This window comes from Curtobacterium sp. NPDC087082 (assembly GCF_044745045.1).
GTDB lineage: Bacteria > Actinomycetota > Actinomycetes > Actinomycetales > Microbacteriaceae > Curtobacterium.
The window spans coordinates 59,562-77,998 of record NZ_JBIUZN010000007.1 but is presented as its reverse complement, the minus strand read 5'-3'; the positions used below and the strand labels follow the sequence as shown (position 1 = coordinate 77,998).

The following is an 18,437-nucleotide window of genomic DNA, read 5'->3' as shown; positions in this document are numbered from 1 at the left end:
CGAGTCGTGCACTACACACGAGCGACGAGCGACGACCTGGACGAGTTGCGGACGTTCCTGCTCGAGGCCGACCTGACGGTCGCCGGCCTCGACTCGCCGGCCGTGCGGATCTGGCTCGAACGCGGACCCGAGGGCGGGATCACCGGCAGCACCGGATTCGAGCTCAGCGCGAACGGCGCGCACGCCCTGATCCGGAGCGTCGCGGTGTCCGGCTCGATGCGGGCGTCCGGGGCCGGTACGCGGCTCGCGCGCTTCGCGCTGGCTGAAGCGGCTCGAGCGGGCGCGGGTCGAGCGTGGTTGTTCTCGCGGCGGTCGGGGCCCTTCTGGCAGAAGCTCGGCTTCACTCCCGCAGACCGCGACGTGCTCGCTTCCGTCCTGCCCGGAACGCAACAGGTGCGCCTCTTCACGTCGACCGGGCAGCTCGGACGCGAGGTCGCGTGGTCACGCGAGCTCGTCAGTGGCGACGCCTCGTTCCGGGTCCGCGAGCGGGGCGCGTAGCATTGCCCGACCCGGCGCTCGGTCGCGGTCCACATCCCAACGCACGGGAGGCAACGTGAACGGCCCACTGCGGAGCACTGTTCGTGGACGGCGTCGAGGGGGAGCCCGGGTCGTGGCCGGCGTGGCCGTCGCACTCCTGGCGACCGTCGTCTCGGGGTGCTCCACGCAGACGGCCCCGAAGGCCGCCGATCCCCTCGCCACCTGGAACGCGGCCGTGGCCGACCGGGCCGACGAACCCGCGAACTGGGTCGCCCTGGGGGACTCGATCACCGAGGGGCAGGGCGCCTCCGCCCGCTCCACCCGGTGGATGGACCTCACGCTCGACGGGCTCCGCACGGAGCACCCGACGGACGGTGTCACCGGTGGCGCCGGGTACCTCCCGGCACAGTTCGCCGTGTACGGCCCGGACTCGACATGGGGTGACTGGGCGACCGCGAGCACGGGGTCGAGCCAGTTCGACGCCACCGCACCCGACCTCGGCTACCGATCGGTCGCGATGCAGGCAGGCGCTTCGCGCACCTACGCCTTCACGGGCACCGGGATCGACATCTGGTGGGCGCGCTACCCCGGGTCCGGCGACTTCACCTACAGCGTCGACGGAGCCGCACCGGAGACCGTCGCCACGACGGGGAACGCCAGCACCGGCACGACGACGACGGTGGACGGGTTGTCGAGCGGTGAGCACACGGTGACCGTCACCGCTGTCTCGCCGTTCTCCCTGCTGGGGTTCACGATCTTCGACGGCGACCGGGGCAAGGGCATCCACCGCTACGACTCCGCCCACTCCGGAGCGACGATCGCGACCTTCACCGAGGACCAGGAGGGCTTCCTGACAGCGATGCGTCGTGCTGCTCCGGACCTCGTCACGATCACGCTGGGTGGCAACGACGCGTCGAAGCTCACCCCCGAGGAACTCGGGACGCAGTACGTGGCGTTCCTGAAGGCGCTCGCGGCGCTCCCCACGAAGCCCTCGCTGCTCGTGATCGGTGAGTTCGACCCGGCCTCGAGCATGACGGACGGCATGGCGAGCCCGTGGTCGACCTACCTCGCCGAGATCGAGAACGCCGCAGCGAAGGGTGGCGCTGCGTTCGTCGGTCTGGCGGACGCCCTCCCGCAGGCCGACCACTCGGGCACGGGCATCTACTCGACGGACGGCATCCACCCGAACGACTCCGGCCAACGGCGGATCGCGAAGCTCGTGCTCGCCACCCTGGCTTCGCACGAGGACGACTGACGGACTGGAGGCGCGGTGCCAGCTGGAACCGCGCCTCCCGTCCGCCAGTGCGGAGCCCGTCAGCGAGTGCTGACGGTGACCCGGGTCAGCGCGAACGCGCCGTCCTGCGCGAAGAGCGCGAGGCGCCCGCACGGGCGGTCGTAGAGGCGCGTGCTCAACGCGACGGAACCGTCGACGACGGCGACGCAGAGGTCGCCGTCGAGGTGCACGTCGATGCGGTGCGGGCCGGGAGCGAGGGGGACCGGGCGCTCGAGCTCGACCGCGTGCGGGACGTCACCGAGGATCTGCCACTGCTCACCGCCGGTCGTACCGCGCGGCCACCGATCGAGGACGAGTCGGGAGCGGTCCGGTTCGAGGCGGAGCGCGTAGCCGGCTTCCGCGTCGTCGCTCGTGCGCAGGAGCACACCGAACGACCGGGTGTCCGGGGCGACGTCGAGCTCGATCGTGACGAGTGCCTCGACGGGGAGTTCCGGCCCGGTCCAGGATGCGAAGCGGCTCGATGCGCCGTCTCCGACGACCGGTGCTGCGCCGTTCACGGGTGTGAAGACATCGGTGACGTCGACCTCGTGCGCGTACGCCGCTCGGAGCGCCCGGGGGAGGTCGAAGCGCAACGATCCGTCCGCTCGCTGGTGCGCCTGGAGGGTCGCCATGGTGCCGGCCCACTGCCACGCCCCGGCGTCGCGCTCACCCTCCTTCGTGGCGATCCACCCGACGAAGAAGCGGTCCTCGCCGAGGGCGACGGTCTTCGCGGCGTAGAACGCGCGGCCGTCGACGGTGTCGTCGGCGGGCGCGAGCCACGGTCCGTCGGGCGACGTCGCGACGCGGTAGCGCGTGCAGAACGCGTCGGAGAACTCGGAGTACACGAGGTACCACCAGTCGCCCCACCGGAAGACGTCCGGGCACTCGTGGGCGATGAACCGGTGCGGCGCCCAGATCGGGTCGGCGTCGCGCCAGGTGACGAGGTCGTCCGACTCGAGGCGGGCGACGAGACCGGAGCGGCGGTAGGGCTCGTCCGGGCGGCGGGTCGCGAGGAGCATCTGCCAGGGGCGCTCGGGCGACGGGCGGAAGACGAACGGGTCGCGCCAGTCCTCGGGCGCGTAGCCGGGGAGTGCTGGCAGGTCCCACTCGGGGTGCTTCGTCCAGCGCGTGAGGTCGCCGTCGGAGGTCGCGTGGCAGACGACCTGGACGTCCTTCCGGCCGAGATCGGTGTCGGTGGTGATGCGCGGGTTGTGGCCGGTGGAGAACAGGTGCAGGAGCCCGGAGTCGTCGCGGACGACGCTGCCCGTGTAGCAGTCGAAGTCGCTGGCGTCGGGTCCGCCCGAGGGGAGCACGACGCCGTGGTCCTCGAAGGTCACGAAGTCCGTCGTCGAGACCGCGCCCCAGGGCATGCCCGTCGGACGGTCGACGGTTGCCGCGTCCGGCCGTTCGTCGAGCAGGTAGTACAGCCACGCCCGGTCGTCGGCCGCGAACGGGATGACGTCGCCCACGAAGCCGTTCGGCGGGCGGAAGTGGGTGCTCGGTTCGGCGGTCACTCGGACTCCTGCGGATCGGTTGCGGGTGCGGGGGCTGGGGCGTCCCGTGGCGTTGCGAGGGAGCTTCGCGGGACGTACTCGCAGGGCACGAGGTGGCGCCCGGGATCGTGCGTCTCGGCGAGCAGGAGCGTGCCGGCGTCGAAGCCCATCTGCTGGTGGGGGAGCGCGACCGTGGTCAGCGGCGGGTGCATCTGGTCGGCGAGGTCGGGCTGGTCGTCGAAGCCGACGATGCTGACGTCCTCCGGGCAGCGGAGCCCGAGGGACTGCGCCGCCATCAGTGCGCCGACAGCCATGCGGTCGTTCCCGCACACGAGGGCGGTCGGCGGGTCGTCGGCGAGGAACTCCATCGCGAGGTCGTAGCCGGAGCCCACCTGGTAGGTGCCGTACCGGACGGGGACGGCGTCTGCTCGGAGCCCGGCTTCGGCCGCGGCCTCGTCGAACCCGCGCTTGCGCTCGCGGCAGGCGTAGTCGTCCTCCGGACCGCCGAGGAACGCGACGTCGGTGTGCCCGGCGGCGAACACGGCAGCGGCGACGTCGTGGCCACCCTGGAACTCGTCGGCCAGCACGGTGACGGCCGGGGCGCCGTCCGGCGGGAAGCAGTTTACGAAGACCGTCGGCACGCCCTCGACGCCCGACACCGGCGTGACGTCCTCGGGGCCGGGGGCGGCGTAGATCAGGCCGGCGACGCCCTGCTGCACGAGGTTCGCGACGGCCGCCGTGCCGCCGTCGGACGTCTGCGCGGTCTCGACGACGAAGCAGACGTACCCGGCTTCCTGCACGGCCTGCTGCACACCGAGCACGATGTGACCGGCGTAGGGCTGGGAGACGAGCCGGTCCGCGATGACCCCGACCGTGTAGGACCGGTTCGACCGGAGGGACTGCGCGGCACGGTTCGGCTGGAAGTTGAGCGCCTTCGCCGACTCGAGCACACGGGCCCGGGTGTCCGCGGCGATCGAGACGTCGCGCCGGTCGTTCAGCACGAACGAGACCGTCGGCTGCGAGACGCCGGCATGCCGCGCGACGTCCTTCATCGTGACGCGGTGCGACGGTTCCGTCTGCTTTCGGCTCGCCATCTGTCCTCCTTCGACATGCTCATCATGGCAGAAGCAAATACGTATTGCCTCATCTGGACGACGTGTGTACAGTCGGCGAGCAAATACGTATTGGCTCCGACTCGACGGGGCCACGATCGCTCAGAGAGGAGCGACCCATGGCGAACGGATTCAGCACTCCGATCGACCGACGCACGCTGTTCAAGTTCGGTGGTGCCGGACTCGCACTGGCCGGCATCGGATCGCTCGCGGCGTGCTCCACCTCCGGCAGTGGCGGTGGCGCGACGGGCACGATCAAGATGCTCTACTTCGGGGAGCAGAGCGCGGCGACCGCACTCCAGAAGGCCATCGAGCCGAAGATCCGGCAGCTCGACAAGACGGCGAAGCTGCAGGTCACGGCCATCAACGGCACCGACTGGAACGACTTCCTGGCGAAGGTGCTCACGCAGATCGCTTCCGGGGACGTGCCCGACATCGTCAGTGTCGCGACCGAGGGGCAGCAGCTGCTCGCCTCGAAGAACCTGCTGACGCCGCTCGACGACCTCGTCACCAAGAACCTGTCCGGGCTGTCGACGTACTTCAGGGGCATCCACCCATCGCTGGTCGAGTCGACGATGTACCAGGGGCACCTCTACACGCTGCCCGACAGCTTCAACGCCGGCAGCATGTTCTACTCGACGTCGCTGTTCGACAAGGCGGGGCTCTCGCGTCCGGCCGCGAACTGGTCGATGGACGACTTCCACTCGTCGGCGGAGAGCCTGGCCAAGGTCGGCGGCAGCACCTACGCGTTCGACTGGGTCGTGCGGCTCTGGGGCAGCTGGACCTCGTTCCTCTACGCGAACGACGGCAACCTCCTCGAGGAGGGTCGCTACTCCGGCGGCGACTGGCTCTGGGGCAGCAAGGCGTTCGACGGCAACGCCGTGGGCGTGAGTGGCCGCAAGGGCGGCTGGAAGTGGGGCGACCCGACGGCGAACTCCGACGCCGCGGTCGAGGCGCTGCAGTACGTGATCGACCTGCAGAAGTCGGGGGCGTCCCCGTCGCCCGACGTCGGCGGTGGCGGCACGCTGCAGGGCCTCTTCGCGTCCGGGCGCATCGGCATGACGATCGGTGGTGGGTTCTGGGCGGGTGGTCTCCACAACGCGGGCATGAAGGACGGCAGCTTCGACGTCGTGGAGTTCCCGACGTGGAAGAGCAACAAGTCGCTCTTCGGTGCCGGCGGGTACGGCATCTTCGACTCGTCGAAGCAGAAGGACCTGGCGTTCGAGGTCATCAAGCTCATGGTGCAGCCGGAGAGCTTCGACGCGCTCTGGCCCGGCAACGTCACGACACCGGCGCAGAAGTCGCTGCTGACGGCCGATCGGTACAAGACCACGGGGCCTGAGCACTGGTCGGTGTTCTACGACCAGCTCGACAACTCGGTGCCGATCTCCGCACCGCCCTACTACAACGCGCTCGCGACGGCCCTCAACCAGCGCACCACCCAGGCGATCTCGTCCGGCAACGCGAAGAAGGCGCTCGACGGCCTGCAGGCCGACATCGAGAAGGCCGCCGCGCAGGCGTCGTGATGACCGCGACGACAGGATTCCGCTCCCGGCGGGCTGCCGAGGTCGCAGCCCGCCGCCCGGCGGCCAAGCGCGTCCGGCGCCGTGAAGCCTCGTTCGGCTACGCGATGATCGGACTGGCGGTGGTCTTCGTCGCCGTCTTCACCTTCATCCCGATCCTCGCGTCGCTCGGGCTCTCCTTCACTTCGTGGGACGTGATCAGCAGCCCGAAGTTCGTCGGCCTGGACAACTACGTGCGGCTGTTCACCGACGGTCCGGTCCTGGCCTCGTTCGGGGTGACCGTCGTGCTCGCGGTCTGCATCGTCGCGTTGCAGATCTCGCTCGGCATGCTGTTGGCAGTGCTGGCGAACAACCGGAAGCGCAACGCCACGCGCGTCTTCTTCCGGACGTCGTTCTACCTGCCACTGCTCGCGTCGTCCGCGGCGGTGTCGATCTTCATGGGCTACATCTTCGACACCAAGTTCGGGCTCATCAACTACTACCTGAACGAGATCGGGCTCCCGGGCGCGCACTGGCTCAACGACCCGTTCTGGGCGAAGGTCACGGTCGTGCTCGTGGTGGTCTGGCAGCAGGTGGGCTTCACGTTCGTCCTGTTCGTGGCCGCCCTGATGTCCGTGCCGGTCGACGTCCAGGAAGCCGCAGCGATCGACGGAGCCGGGCCGTGGCGCACCCTCTTCCGGATCAAGATCCCGTTGATCAGCCCGACGATCCTCTTCGCCACCGTGATCGCGATGATCAACGCGATGCAACTGTTCGACCAGCCGTTCATCATGACGAAGGGCGGGCCGGGCACCGCGACGACGACCGCGACCATCTCCCTCTACCAGGCCGGCTTCCAGAACCTGCAGTTCGGGTTCGCCTCCGCCATCGCGATCCTGTTGCTCGTCATCATCGGCATCATCACCGGGATCCAGTTCATCGCCGCACGAAAGCTGGTGTTCTACCAATGACGACCACCGACGTCATCAACCCGCTCCACGCGCCGGAGACCGTCGCACAGCCGAGCGTCGCCCACATCGTCCGTCGCCGCCGACCGGTGGCGAAGGTCGGCAGCGTCATCGGGCTGGTCATCCTGATCATCGCCGCGGTGTTCGCGCTCGGGCCGCTGCTCTGGACCCTGACCACCTCGCTCCGCACCCCGGCCGAGTCGTTCGACAACCCGCCGCAGTGGATCCCGCTCTCGTGGGACTTCAGCAACTACGCGGCCGTGTTCAACCAGATCCCGATCGGCCAGTTCTTCGTGAACAGCGTGCTCGTCACACTGCTCATCGTGGTCGGCCAGACCATCACCTGCACGCTCTCGGGCTACGCGTTCGCGATGATCAGCTTCCCGGGGAAGAACACGATCTTCGGGATCTTCCTCGCCACCATGATGGTGCCGATCCAGACGATCATCATCCCGGTGTTCGTCATCCTGAAGGACATGGGACTGACCGGCTCCATCGCCTCGCTCATCGTCCCGGCCCTCGGCAGCGCGTTCGGCACCTTCCTGATGCGGCAGTACTTCATGCAGATGCCGAAGGAGCTCGGTGAGGCGGCGCGCATCGACGGAGCGACGCAGTTCGGCGTCTTCTGGCACGTGTACTCGCGGATGGCCAGCCCGGCGATCGCGACGCTCGCGATCCTGAACTTCTCCGGGTTCTGGGCCGAGTACTACCGGCCGCTGATCTTCCTGAACCAGCAGGACACGTTCACGCTCCCGCTCGGCCTGGTCGGCCTGCAGGGCAACCTCGGCACCGGCTCGATCTCGGTCGTGCTCGCCGGCGTGGTCCTGACGATGATCCCGAGCGTGCTGCTGTTCATCGTCGCCCAGCGGTACTTCATCGAGGGCGTCACGGCGGGGTCGTCACGATGACCGACACGCCCGTGACCGAGGCGCCTTCGGCAGTGGCCCCGTCGGCCGACGCCCGCGCCGTCCCCACCCCGTCCCAGGAAGCAGCACCGACCGTGATCGCACCAGCCGACCACCACCTCCCGCAGTTCCACGTCCGCCTGCCCCGCGGCTACGTCAACGACCCGAACGGCCCGATCGACATCGGCGGGCAGGCCCACCTGTACTTCCAGTCTCGGCCGCGCGTCGACCTCGACGTCCCGGTGGAGTGGGGACACGTGACGAGCCACGACCTCGTGCACTGGACGCTCCACCGTCCGGCGATCGTGCCGGTCCCGGGCGGTGCCGACTCCGGTGGTGCCTGGTCGGGCAACACCGTCCTGCACGACGGCGTCGTCCGCGCCTACTACTCCGGCAAGGTCGACCACAGCCCCTTCCAGTCGGTGCTGCTCGCCGAGTCCACCGACGGCGGAGCCACCTTCGGAGCCCCCGTGCAGGTCGTCGCGGACCCCGGAGCCGAGGAATCGATCACGATGTTCCGCGACCCGTTCGTGTGGCCCGACGGAGACGGGTGGTCGATGGCCGTCGGCGCCGCGAACGCCGACCAGGTGGCGTCCGTCCGGCACTACCGCTCGACCGACGGTGTCGACTGGGCGTTCGTCGGCGACCTCGTCGCCATGCCGCGCGCGACGGTGCACGGCATCGACACCGGCGAGGGCTGGGAGTGCCCGCAGATCATCACGATCGACGGCGCCGACGTGGCGATCGTCGCGTCCTGGTCCCACGCGGAGGGGCCCGGCGACGTGCTCGCGGTACCCCTGACCGGTGACCCGCGGCCCTCCCGGATCGACGACGGGCAGCACTTCTACGCGGCCTCGGTGATGCGGACGGGGTCGTGGGGCCCGGTGCTGTTGGGGTGGATCACCGAGGGCCGGACCCAGGAGTGGACCGAGCAGGCCGGCTGGTCGGGAGCGATCTCCCTGCCGCGCCGCGCGTGGGTCGCGGACGGACGGCTCCTGACCGAGCCCCACCCGGCTCTCGATGCGCTGCGCGTCGGTTCGGCGACGGACGGCCGCGCGGAGACGATCGGCGCCCAGGCAGAGATCGTGCTCCAGGACCCGGTGACCGGCCGCATCCGGGTCCGGTTCTCCGACGCCGAGTTCCTCGACATCGTCGTCGACACCGAGGCGGACACGCTCACCGTCGACCGGTCCTGCGCCAGCACCGACCAGCGCGCGGACCGGCGCCCAGCCGAGATCCGTCGTCCGTTCGACGCCGCGGCGGACCGCCCCGCGGTGCGCGTGCTGCTCGACGGTTCCGTGGTCGAGGTCTTCACCAGCGCCGGACGCTCCGCCACGACGCGGGTCTACCCGGTGCAGGCACCGCCGTGGACCGTCGAGGCCCCGGAGGGCGCGTCGTGGTGGCCGCTCGAGTGCTCGGTCACGTCGGTGGCGTCCGCTCCGCGGGCGGTCGTCGCCGGCGCCGGGACTGCCTGATGTCGCTGCGGTACGGCCCCGTCGCCGGTCCGGGGAGGACACGGACGTGTCGATGATCACCGTCGCCGGCGAAGCGCTGGTCGACGTCGTCGGTCAGGGCCGCGAGGTCCCCGGCGGCGGGCCCGCGAACGTGGCGCTCGGCCTGGGGCGGCTCGGCGCCGAGGTCGAGTTCGCGACCTGGCTCGGTGCGGACGAGCGAGGACAGCGCGTCGCGCAGCACCTCGAGGCCTCGGGCGTGCAGCTCGTCGCCGGCGGCTTCGGCGCTGCACGGACGTCGTCCGCGACGGTGCTGCTCGGTGCGGACGGGCAGCCCAGCTACGCGTTCGACATCGAGTGGGACCTCCCGCGCCTCCAGCGGACACCGGAGTGGTTGCACGTCGGATCGATCGCCGCGTTCCTCCAGCCGGGGGCAGAGAAGGTGCTCGCTGCGGCCGAACGGACCACGGCCGCCGGTGGGATCGTCTCGTTCGACCCGAACGTCCGCCCCGCCCTGCTCGGCACCCGGTCCGCAGCACGCGCCCGGTTCGAGGAGCTGGCGGCCCTGGCGACCGTGGTGAAGCTCTCCGACGAGGACGCGGCATGGCTCTGGCCCGGGCGTGACACCGACGCGGTGCTCGACGCGGTCATCGGGCTCGGGGCAGAGCTCGCCGTCGTCACCGCCGGGGCATCGGGATCCGTCCTGTCCACGGCCTCGGAGCGGGTGACGGTGCCGGGGGAGCGCGCGGCCGTCATCGACACGGTGGGCGCGGGGGACACCTACACCGCGGCGCTCCTCTGGCAGTTGACCCGCTCGAGGCCGTGGCCGGGGGACTCGTCGTCGACGGGAAGCGACTCGTCGCTGGGGCACCTCGACGGCACCGCGTTGCGGGAGCTGGGACGGACGTGCTCCATCGCCGCGGCGATCACGGTCGGACGTCGCGGGGCCGACCTGCCGACCATTGACGACGTCCGGCTGGCCTCCGGCCCGAAGGCCGTCCGGTGACCGCGTCGACCGTGCGGACCCACCGACCCTTGTCCACCACCCGAACCCTCGAAGGAGAACACCATGCTCGGCAACCTCACCGGCATCCACCTGCTCGTCATCCTCGGCATCGTCATCCTGCTCTTCGGCGCCACCAAGCTCCCCGCCCTGGCGAAGGGTCTCGGGCAGTCGCTCACGATCTTCCGCCGCGAGGTCCGCGACACTGAGCCGCACGGCACCCCGACCAGCGACTCCGCTCCCGCCGCGACCGGCGACTCTGCTCCCGCCGCGACGTCGACCCCGACGACGCCCGTCGAGTGACGACACCGCCTCGAGCTGAGCGGAGCGCACCGTGGACGCCGAGAAGCTGATCGTCATCGGGATCGTCGCCGCGGTCTTCGTCGGACCGCACCGCCTCGTCGGTCTCGCGCAGCAGCTGGCCGGGTTCGTCCGACAGCTCCGTCACTGGGCGGAATCCACGAAGGCCCAGGTCGAGGAGGAGATCGGCGTCGAGATCGACTGGTCCGAGCTCGACCCGCGTCGGTACGACCCGCGCCGGATCATCCGTGATGCGCTGACGCACCCGTCGTCAGCGAGCGAGTCGGGGGAGCGGGCGTCAGCGGCGACGGCTGTCACCCATGAGACTCAGCAGTGATGCCCCGCGCCGCTCCGCGGAGCGCGTGAGTTCCCCGACCACGCGATCCGCGGTCGAAGCGTCTGATGCACGAACGCCTCAACGGACATCAGCGCTCGACCAGAGCCCGCGCGCGAGTCCCCACGCCCGGCGGACGACCGGGTGCAGTTCCGTGGCTGCCGCGACGAGCAGCGTGCAGGTCTGCGCGATCAGGAACACCACGAGCGCAACCGACGCGAACGCGGTGACGATCCACGCGGTGGCCGGCACCAGGAGCAGCATCCCGAGCACGCGGACGGCACGGGGTTCCACGGGCTGCCGCGCGGAGAGGAGCCCAGCTGCGACGAAGGCGAGCGGGACCAGTGCTTGCAGGACGAGCGCGATGGGGAACCACAGCTGACTGCTGGTCGCCGGGGACAGCGTCGCCACGAAGCCGACGACGCCGGCGGCGACGAGGATGCGCACGGCATCGCGGGTGAACGCTCCACCAGCGGCAGCCATCGACCCTGCTGCCACCGACGTCGCGGCCAGGACGGGCACGGCGATCGCACCGAGGACGTGGTGCCCGGTGAAGCCCAGCAGGTTGTCGACCGCGAGCAACGCCGCGCAGGAGGCGCCGGCAGCGAGGGCGACGGATGGTCTCGTTCGCGACCCCCTCATCGCTCGCTGCCGTCGATCGGTTGCGAAGAGTCGCCGGTCCCTCCGTGCGCAGTCAACGATCGCCGCTCGTCTGCGCTCAAGTTCATCCTCCCCGAATCATCGCCACGGGCGCGGCGACGAAGCCCAGAATGCTGCACATCAGCGAACGGTACAACCTCACGGGTGCGAGCAATACGGGGAAAATGACCCTTGACTACGTAGACAACCCCGTGGTTACCTGTCTCCCACACCCGATCCCCCTCGGGCCCGAGGCAGCAGCGAAGGAGCTGGCACATGAGCGACACCGCCCCCGTCCGCCGCCTGCGCCCCGCCTCGATGACCGACGTCGCCGCCCTCGCCGGTGTCTCCCAGAAGACCGTCTCCCGCGTGGTGAACGACGAGCCCCACGTCACCGAGGCCGTGCGCGCCAAGGTCGAGGCCGCGATCGCCGAGCTCGGTTTCCGCCCGAACGCCGCCGCCCGCTCCCTGAAGTCCCAGCGCTCCCGCCGCGTCGGCCTCATCACCATCGGCACGAACCTGTACGGCCCGACGGCGATGCTCACCCGCGTCGAGCAGGCCTGCCGCACGAACGGCTACAGCCTCGCCGTGGTCCGAACGGTGACCGCGACCGCCGAGGAGCTCCAACCCGCGGTGGACTCCCTCATCGGCCAGGACGTCGAGGCGATCGTCTTCTCCGAGCCGGTCGACAACCAGATGGACCAGCTCCGCATGCCCTCGGGCGTGACCGTCCTGACGCTCGGGCCGCCCGACGTCGCCGACCGTGAGAACACCCTCGCGGTCGGCCTCGACGAGACCGGTGCCGCCTTCGCTGCGACCGACCACCTGCTGGCCCTCGGCCACGAGACCGTGTGGCACATCGCCGGCCCCGGGAACTGGACCTCGAGCCAGCGCCGGGAGACCGGTTGGCGCGCGGCCCTGCAGGATGCGGGCGTCGCCGAGCATGAACCGGTCGAGGGGGACTGGTCGCCGCAGAGCGGCCACGACGCGATGCGCGCGCTCCTCACCCGACCCGACGTGACCGCGGTGTTCGTGGCGAACGACCAGATGGCGATCGGCGCGATGTCCGCGATCCAGCAGGCGGGTCTGTCCGTCCCGGGCGACGTCAGCATCGTCGGCTTCGACGACATGCCGATCGCGGCGTTCCTGCCGGTGCCCCTCACCACCATCCGCCAGGACTTCGACGAGGCCACCCGTCTCGCGATGCACCGCCTGTTCCGGACGCTCGACGGCCACCCGCCGGCCGAGCGGCACCGGATGCTCCCCGGCCAGCTCATCACGCGCGCCACCAGTGCGCCGCCGTCACCGGAGCGGCGTCACCTCCGCCCCGCCGACTGAACACCGGACGGGAGGCGCGGCTTGCCGCCGTCCCGTGAGTGAGCGCTCACGCGCGCTCGCCTCCACACCCGCACCCACCTCGACGACGACGTCAGGAGACGACACGTGACCCCAGTACCACCGCGACCCGGCACGACCGCCGCAGCCGCGCCTCCCGACCGGAACGCGAGCCCGGGACCCAGCCGACGCGGCCTGCTCCGATGGGGCGCCGCTGCTGGCGGAGCCTTCGCGCTCAGCGGCCTGCTGGCCGCCTGCTCACCGCAGTCGACCGCAGCCGTCCGCTCCGGACGCGCCGACCTGGCGTTCTGGACGCACGACCCCGGCTACGAGAAGTTCTTCACCCAGGCGCTGCCGGTCGCCGACCGGAAGTCCGACTTCCGGTTCGCGCTCGACATCACCACGATCGCGGCGGCCGACATCCCGACGAAGCTCATCGCCCAGGCGGTCGCGGGCACGGGCACACCGGACGTCGCGGGACTCGAGATCGGAGCGTTCTGCCGGATGCTCCGCGGCGACATCGCGAAGGAGCTGCTGAGCGACCTGTCGCCGTCGGTGGCCGCGCAGCAGGACGACCTGATCGCCGCACGACTGACGCCGTTCTCGAAGGACGGACACCTCTACGCGCTCGACTCGGACACCCCGCTCTGCGTGTACTACCACCGTGCCGACCGGTTCGAGGCCCTCGGCATCCCCGACGACCTGACGACGTGGGAGGAGTACATGGACCTCGGGGCGAAGCTCAACAAGAGCAAGGGCGTCTCGCTGCACGCGGTCGCGGTCACTGATCCGGGCGGCACGCTGCAGAGCTACCAGATCCTGCTGCTCCAGCGCGGCGGCGACCTGTACGACGAGGACGGCGGCATCGCCATCCAGACCCCGGAGGCCGAGCGCACCCTGCAGTTCCTCGTCGACGGCGTGCAGTCCGGAGCGATCGCCACGGTCGCGGACATGTACGGGCCGAGCCTGCAGTCCGGGCTGAAGGGCGGCACGATCCTGGCGGTCGACATGCCCTCCTGGTACGCCAGCTACGGCATCAAGCCGAACGTCCCCGAGCAGAAGGGGAAGTGGCGCGTCCGGAACCTGCCCCGGTTCGCCGGTGGCGGCAGCACGACGAGCGTCGGCGGCGGGACCGGGTTCGCGGTGCTCCGCGACAAGCCCCTCACGAAGGCGGGGATCGACCTCGTGCTCGCGGCGTACCTCGACCCGGACCAGCAGGTGAAGCGGTACCAGGACCTCGGGTACCTGCCGACCCTGCGCTCGGTCTACGACGACCCGCGCCTCGCCGCGATGAGCGACCCGTACTTCGGCGGGCAGCAGCTGTTCGGCGTCTACAAGTCCGTCGTCGACGACGTCCCGTCGCAGCACCAGAGCGCCGACGCAGCGATCCTGCAGACCGTCCTGAGCGGCTACATCATCAAGGCCTACAAGGGCCAGATCTCCCCGAAGCAGGCGCTCGACGCCGCTGCGGCCGACTTCCGCGGCCAGACCCGCGCCTGAGGAGGACGACGTTGTCCACATCCACCGCCACCGGCATCCCGGTGTCCGCCACCACGGCCGATCCGCCGGCCCGACGACGACGGCTCAACACGAACGGCGGCAGCGCGCCGTACCTGTTCATCGCGCCGTTCTACGTGTTGTACGGCCTGTTCATGATCGTGCCGGTGCTCGCCGCCGTGTACCTGTCGCTCACGGAGTGGGTCGGTCTCGGCACCCCGAACTGGATCGGGCTGTCGAACTACGCGAACCTGTTCCGCGACACCAGCTTCGGCACCGCCCTGGTGAACTCGCTGATCTACACGCTCATCGCCGTGTTCGTCATCGTGCCGGTCTCCCTGCTCGTCGCGCAGGCGCTCAACGCCAAGGGGCTGCGCGCCCGTGACCTGTTCCGCGTGACGTTCTTCATCCCGATGGTGCTGTCACCGATCGTCATCGCGCTCATCTACAGCCTGGTGTTCGACACGAACTACGGGCTGCTCAACGCCTCGCTCAAGGCGCTGTTCGGGCTGCCGAACACCGACTGGCTCGGGGACCCGACGCTCGCGAAGGTCGCGATCGGGTTCGTGCTCCTCTGGCGCACGGTCGGGTACCTGACGATCTTCTTCCTCGCGGCGCTCCAGAACGTGTCGCCGGAGCAGTACGAGGCCGCGTCGCTCGACGGTGCCGGCACGTTCCGGAAGTTCACGAACGTGACCCTGCCGGAGATCCGACCGGTCACGAGCTTCGTCGTCGTCACGTCGTTCATCAGCGCCGCGCAGCTCTTCGACGAGCCGTACCTGCTGACGAAGGGCGGCCCGGGCGAAGCGACCCTGTCCGTCGCCATGTTCATCTACCGCGCCGCGTTCGAGCGACAGCAGTTCGGGTACGCGGCCGCGGCCGGGGTCGTGCTGTTCGTCATCGTCTTCGGCGTCAGCCAGATCCTCAACCGCGCACTCGCCATCGGGAGGGACGCATGACCGCCACCACCGACCGCCCGACCACCCGGGCCGTCACCACCGCCGGAGGTCGGGCTCCCCGCTCCGGCCCGCCCCGCACGCGCGGGTGGGTCGCCCGCCGTGGGCTGCTCTACGCGACCCTCATCGCCCTGCTGCTCGTGTTCGTCTTCCCGCTGCTCTGGGCCCTGTCCGGCTCGTTCAAGCGACGCGGCGACATCTTCGCGACACCGCCGTCGCTGATCCCGAACCCGGCGACCGGCGAGAACTACTCCAACCTGCTGTCGACCCAGCCGTTCTGGGCGTGGTTCGGCATCAGTGTCGGGACCGCGCTCATCGCCACCATCGTGTCCGTCTTCGTCTGCGCGATGGCGGGCTACGGGTTCGCGAAGTTCCGGTTCCGGGGCAAGCGGGTGCTGTTCGCGGTGATGTTCTCGTCGCTGTCCGTGCCGTTCGCGGTGATCCTCGTGCCGCTCTTCATCCTGGTGGTGAAGTCGGGGCTCACGAACCCGTGGTTCTCGCTCGTCGTGCCGTGGGTGGCGCCGGCGTTCGGCATCTTCATGATGCAGCAGTTCATCGTCCAGGCGATCCCGGACGAGATCATCGAGGCCGCCCGCATCGACGGCAACTCGGAGTTCGGCACGTTCCGTCGTGTCGTGCTCCCGTTGCTCCGGCCGTCCCTCGGCGCACTCGCCGTGTGGAGCTTCCTGCAGAGCTACAACTCGTTCCAGTGGCCGCTGGTCCTGTTGTCCGACTCGAACCAGTACACCCTGCCGCTCGGCCTCAACGCGATCTTCGCCTCGGAGAACCGCTCGTACGACCTCGTGCTCGCCGGCGCCGTGCTCGCGAGCGTGCCGACCATCCTCGTGTTCCTGCTCCTCCGCAAGCAGTTGCTCGACGGCCTGACGGCCGGCGCCGTGAAGGGCTGAGACATGACCCGCGACCAAGCACCCTCGAACGGAGTACCCCGCACCATGCAGCACGACCGCGTCCTCTTCGGCGCCGCTTACTACCACGAGTACCAGCCCACACCCCGGCTCGGCGAGGACATGCGCCTCATGCAGGAGGCCGGGTTCTCGGTCATCCGCGTCGGCGAGTCCGTCTGGAGCACCTGGGAGCCGGAGAACGGCCGGTTCGACCTCGAGTGGCTCGCCCCGGTGCTGGACGCCGCACACGAGCACGGCATCCGGGTGGTCCTCGGCACGCCGACCTACGCGGTGCCCATGTGGCTCGCCCGCATCGTGCCGGAGATCAACGTCCGGCGACGGACCGGCGGCGAGGCGATGGGCTGGGGGGCTCGCCAGGAGATCGACTACGCCCACCCCGCGTTCCTGTTCCACGCCGAGCGGGTCATCCGGAAGATCGTCGCCCGGTACGCCGACCACCCGGCCGTGATCGGGTACCAGGTCGACAACGAGCCGGGCAACGAGCTCATCGCGAACCCCGAGGTGTTCCAGCGGTTCGTCGACCACCTGCGCCACACCTACGGGAGCGTCGAGCGGCTCAACGAGGAGTGGGGGCTGACCTACTGGTCGCACCGGCTCTCGACCTGGGCGGACCTGTGGACCCCGGACGGCAACGCGCAGCCGCAGTACGACCTCGCGTGGCGTCGGTTCCAGGCCTCGATTACGACGGACTTCATCGCCTGGCAGGCGTCGGTCGTGCGGGAGTACTCCCGTGCGGACCAGTTCGTCACGACGTGCATCGCCTACGAGCGGCCCACCGTCGAGGACGAGGTGCTCACCCGTTCCCTCGACGTCACGGCCGGCAACCCCTACTACCGGATGCAGGACGCGCTCGAGCTCCCGAGCACCGACGAGCCGGCCCAGTTCTGGACGTCGTCCGGCGCCTGGTCGATCGTCGCGTCGGGTGACCGGATGTACGGGTCGAAGCAGGCGCCGTTCCTCGTCACCGAGACGAACGCGCAGGCCATCGGCTTCTCCTGGATGAACGAGCCGGCGTACGAGGGGCAGTGGCGCCAGGCCGCGTGGGCGCTCGTGTCCCGTGGCGCCTCGATGATCGAGTACTGGCACTGGCACACGCTGCACTACGGGGTGGAGACGTACTGGGGCGGGGTGCTCCCGCACTCCCAGCAGCCCGGGCGGACGTACGAGGAGATCGCCCGGATCGGTGCCGAGTTCGCGCGCGCCGGGGACCGGGTCGCCGGACTCCGGCCGCGCGCCGACGTCGCGCTGCTCTTCTCGAACGAGTCGAAGTGGGCGTTGAACGAACACCCGGCGCTCGGCGACGGCATGGAGCCCGACCGCCGATCGTGGCAGACGGTCTACGACGCCTTCGCCCGCGGGGTGTTCGACGCCGGGCTCCAGGCGAACACGGTGCACCCGTCGCAGGTGTTCGACCGCGACCCGGGGTCCTTCGCCGCCGAGCGCCCGGTCCTCGTCGCCGCGGCGTTCACCATCGCCACCGACGCGCAGCTGCACTGGCTCGCCGCCTACGCCGAGGCCGGCGGCCACCTCGTGGTCGGCATCCGCACCGGCTACGAGGACGAGGAGGCGCGTGCCCGGCTCGAGCGCAAGCCCGCCTTCCTCGACGTCGCGGCGGGCGTCCACTACGACGAGTTCAGCAACCTCGGTCGCCGCGTCCCGGTGTCCGCCGGGGCCGCCGCGACGGACCACGGGTTCTCCGTGCCGGTCGGGGCCACGGCGACCCGGTGGGCGGACGGCCTGCTCGTCGACGACGCCGACGTGCTCGTCGGGTACGACCACCCGCACCACGGCCGGTTCGCCGCGGTCACCACCCGTGCGCACGGTGCCGGACGGGTGACCTACGTCGGGACCGTCCCGGACCCGGCGCTCGCCGCGGCGCTCGTCGACTGGGCGGCTCCAGGGGCGGACGGAGCACCCGGCTGGCGTCCCCAGACCGACACGCAGTCGGTGCAGAGTTCGGTCAACGGACGCGGGGAGACCGTGCACGTGGTCCACAACTGGTCGTGGACGCCGAGCGCCTTCCAGGTGCCGGTCGCGGCGGAGGACGTCCTCGACGGCACGGCGCTCGCCGCCGGGTCCGAGCTGTCGCTCGGGGCGTGGGACGTGCGGGTGCTGGCCGTCCGGTAGGCGACCACTGCGGGACGGGAGGCGGGGGGGGCCCGGGGGCCCCCCCCCCCCCCCCCCCCCCCGGGACCCCCCCCCCCCCCCCCCCCCCCCCCGCGGCGGCCCCCCCCCCGCCCCCCCCACCCCCCCCCCCCCCACCCAC

At 70.5% G+C, this 18,437-nt stretch carries 17 protein-coding genes; 14 read left to right on the top strand and 3 right to left on the bottom strand.

What is annotated here, in order from left to right; all coding sequences use genetic code 11:
- Positions 1–6: 6 nt before the first annotated feature.
- Together ACIPEP_RS17160 and ACIPEP_RS17155 are read left to right on the top strand one after the other, a co-directional pair.
- The gene (locus ACIPEP_RS17160) at positions 7–498 is read left to right on the top strand and encodes a GNAT family N-acetyltransferase (RefSeq protein ID WP_402717914.1); all 492 of its coding nucleotides are present in this window, start codon (positions 7–9) and stop codon (positions 496–498) included.
- Positions 499–619: 121 nt separating this feature from the next.
- Positions 620–1,732, top strand: coding sequence for a GDSL-type esterase/lipase family protein (locus ACIPEP_RS17155; RefSeq protein ID WP_402717913.1), 1,113 nt, complete (start codon positions 620–622; stop codon positions 1,730–1,732).
- A gap of 59 nt (positions 1,733–1,791) precedes the next feature.
- On the opposite strand, the gene ACIPEP_RS17150 is transcribed toward ACIPEP_RS17155, so the two are convergent.
- On the bottom strand, positions 1,792–3,264 hold the full coding sequence (locus tag ACIPEP_RS17150; protein ID WP_402717912.1) for a GH32 C-terminal domain-containing protein: 1,473 nt from the start codon (positions 3,262–3,264) through the stop codon (positions 1,792–1,794).
- Positions 3,261–4,337, bottom strand: coding sequence for a LacI family DNA-binding transcriptional regulator (locus ACIPEP_RS17145; protein WP_309776872.1), 1,077 nt, complete (start codon positions 4,335–4,337; stop codon positions 3,261–3,263). The genes ACIPEP_RS17150 and ACIPEP_RS17145 overlap by 4 nt, the downstream gene beginning before the upstream one ends.
- A 137-nt stretch (positions 4,338–4,474) precedes the next feature.
- Between ACIPEP_RS17145 and ACIPEP_RS17140 the strand changes: the two genes are divergently transcribed.
- From ACIPEP_RS17140 to ACIPEP_RS17110, 7 genes are all read left to right on the top strand, one after another.
- A complete protein-coding gene (locus ACIPEP_RS17140; RefSeq protein ID WP_070417978.1) occupies positions 4,475–5,881 on the top strand; it encodes a sugar ABC transporter substrate-binding protein in 1,407 nt (468 codons plus the stop codon).
- Entirely contained in the window at positions 5,881–6,828 is a 948-nt protein-coding gene (locus ACIPEP_RS17135) for a carbohydrate ABC transporter permease (RefSeq protein ID WP_070417979.1), read from the top strand. Before ACIPEP_RS17140 ends, ACIPEP_RS17135 begins: the two co-directional genes overlap by 1 nt.
- Complete coding sequence (locus tag ACIPEP_RS17130) at positions 6,825–7,733, top strand: carbohydrate ABC transporter permease (RefSeq protein ID WP_083295207.1); 909 nt, start codon at positions 6,825–6,827, stop codon at positions 7,731–7,733. The genes ACIPEP_RS17135 and ACIPEP_RS17130 overlap by 4 nt, the downstream gene beginning before the upstream one ends.
- Positions 7,730–9,205: a glycoside hydrolase family 32 protein gene (locus tag ACIPEP_RS17125; protein ID WP_402717911.1), complete on the top strand. Its 1,476-nt coding sequence runs from the start codon at positions 7,730–7,732 to the stop codon at positions 9,203–9,205. The genes ACIPEP_RS17130 and ACIPEP_RS17125 overlap by 4 nt, the downstream gene beginning before the upstream one ends.
- A gap of 52 nt (positions 9,206–9,257) precedes the next feature.
- Positions 9,258–10,187, top strand: a complete 930-nt coding sequence (locus ACIPEP_RS17120; RefSeq protein ID WP_402717955.1) for a carbohydrate kinase — start codon at positions 9,258–9,260, stop codon at positions 10,185–10,187.
- A 63-nt stretch (positions 10,188–10,250) separates the two neighbouring features.
- Positions 10,251–10,487: a twin-arginine translocase TatA/TatE family subunit gene (locus ACIPEP_RS17115; RefSeq protein ID WP_308202932.1), complete on the top strand. Its 237-nt coding sequence runs from the start codon at positions 10,251–10,253 to the stop codon at positions 10,485–10,487.
- A gap of 31 nt (positions 10,488–10,518) precedes the next feature.
- Positions 10,519–10,821, top strand: a complete 303-nt coding sequence (locus ACIPEP_RS17110; protein WP_336698598.1) for a Sec-independent protein translocase TatB — start codon at positions 10,519–10,521, stop codon at positions 10,819–10,821.
- 78 nt (positions 10,822–10,899) lie between these two features.
- On the opposite strand, the gene ACIPEP_RS17105 is transcribed toward ACIPEP_RS17110, so the two are convergent.
- The gene (locus tag ACIPEP_RS17105; protein ID WP_402717910.1) at positions 10,900–11,460 is read right to left on the bottom strand and encodes a hypothetical protein; all 561 of its coding nucleotides are present in this window, start codon (positions 11,458–11,460) and stop codon (positions 10,900–10,902) included.
- A gap of 273 nt (positions 11,461–11,733) precedes the next feature.
- Between ACIPEP_RS17105 and ACIPEP_RS17100 the strand changes: the two genes are divergently transcribed.
- The 5 genes from ACIPEP_RS17100 to ACIPEP_RS17080 all read left to right on the top strand — a co-directional run bounded on the left by ACIPEP_RS17100 (position 11,734) and on the right by ACIPEP_RS17080 (position 18,298).
- Positions 11,734–12,795 (top strand): LacI family DNA-binding transcriptional regulator, encoded by a 1,062-nt coding sequence (locus ACIPEP_RS17100; protein ID WP_402717909.1) that lies wholly within the window; start codon positions 11,734–11,736, stop codon positions 12,793–12,795.
- Positions 12,796–12,900: 105 nt separating this feature from the next.
- On the top strand, positions 12,901–14,292 hold the full coding sequence (locus ACIPEP_RS17095; RefSeq protein ID WP_402717908.1) for an ABC transporter substrate-binding protein: 1,392 nt from the start codon (positions 12,901–12,903) through the stop codon (positions 14,290–14,292).
- Positions 14,293–14,303: 11 nt separating this feature from the next.
- A complete protein-coding gene (locus ACIPEP_RS17090) occupies positions 14,304–15,248 on the top strand; it encodes a carbohydrate ABC transporter permease (RefSeq protein ID WP_254790855.1) in 945 nt (314 codons plus the stop codon).
- A complete protein-coding gene (locus ACIPEP_RS17085) occupies positions 15,245–16,153 on the top strand; it encodes a carbohydrate ABC transporter permease (protein WP_402717907.1) in 909 nt (302 codons plus the stop codon). Before ACIPEP_RS17090 ends, ACIPEP_RS17085 begins: the two co-directional genes overlap by 4 nt.
- A 3-nt stretch (positions 16,154–16,156) precedes the next feature.
- Complete coding sequence (locus ACIPEP_RS17080) at positions 16,157–18,298, top strand: beta-galactosidase (RefSeq protein WP_402717906.1); 2,142 nt, start codon at positions 16,157–16,159, stop codon at positions 18,296–18,298.
- The last annotated feature ends 139 nt before the right edge of the window (positions 18,299–18,437 follow it).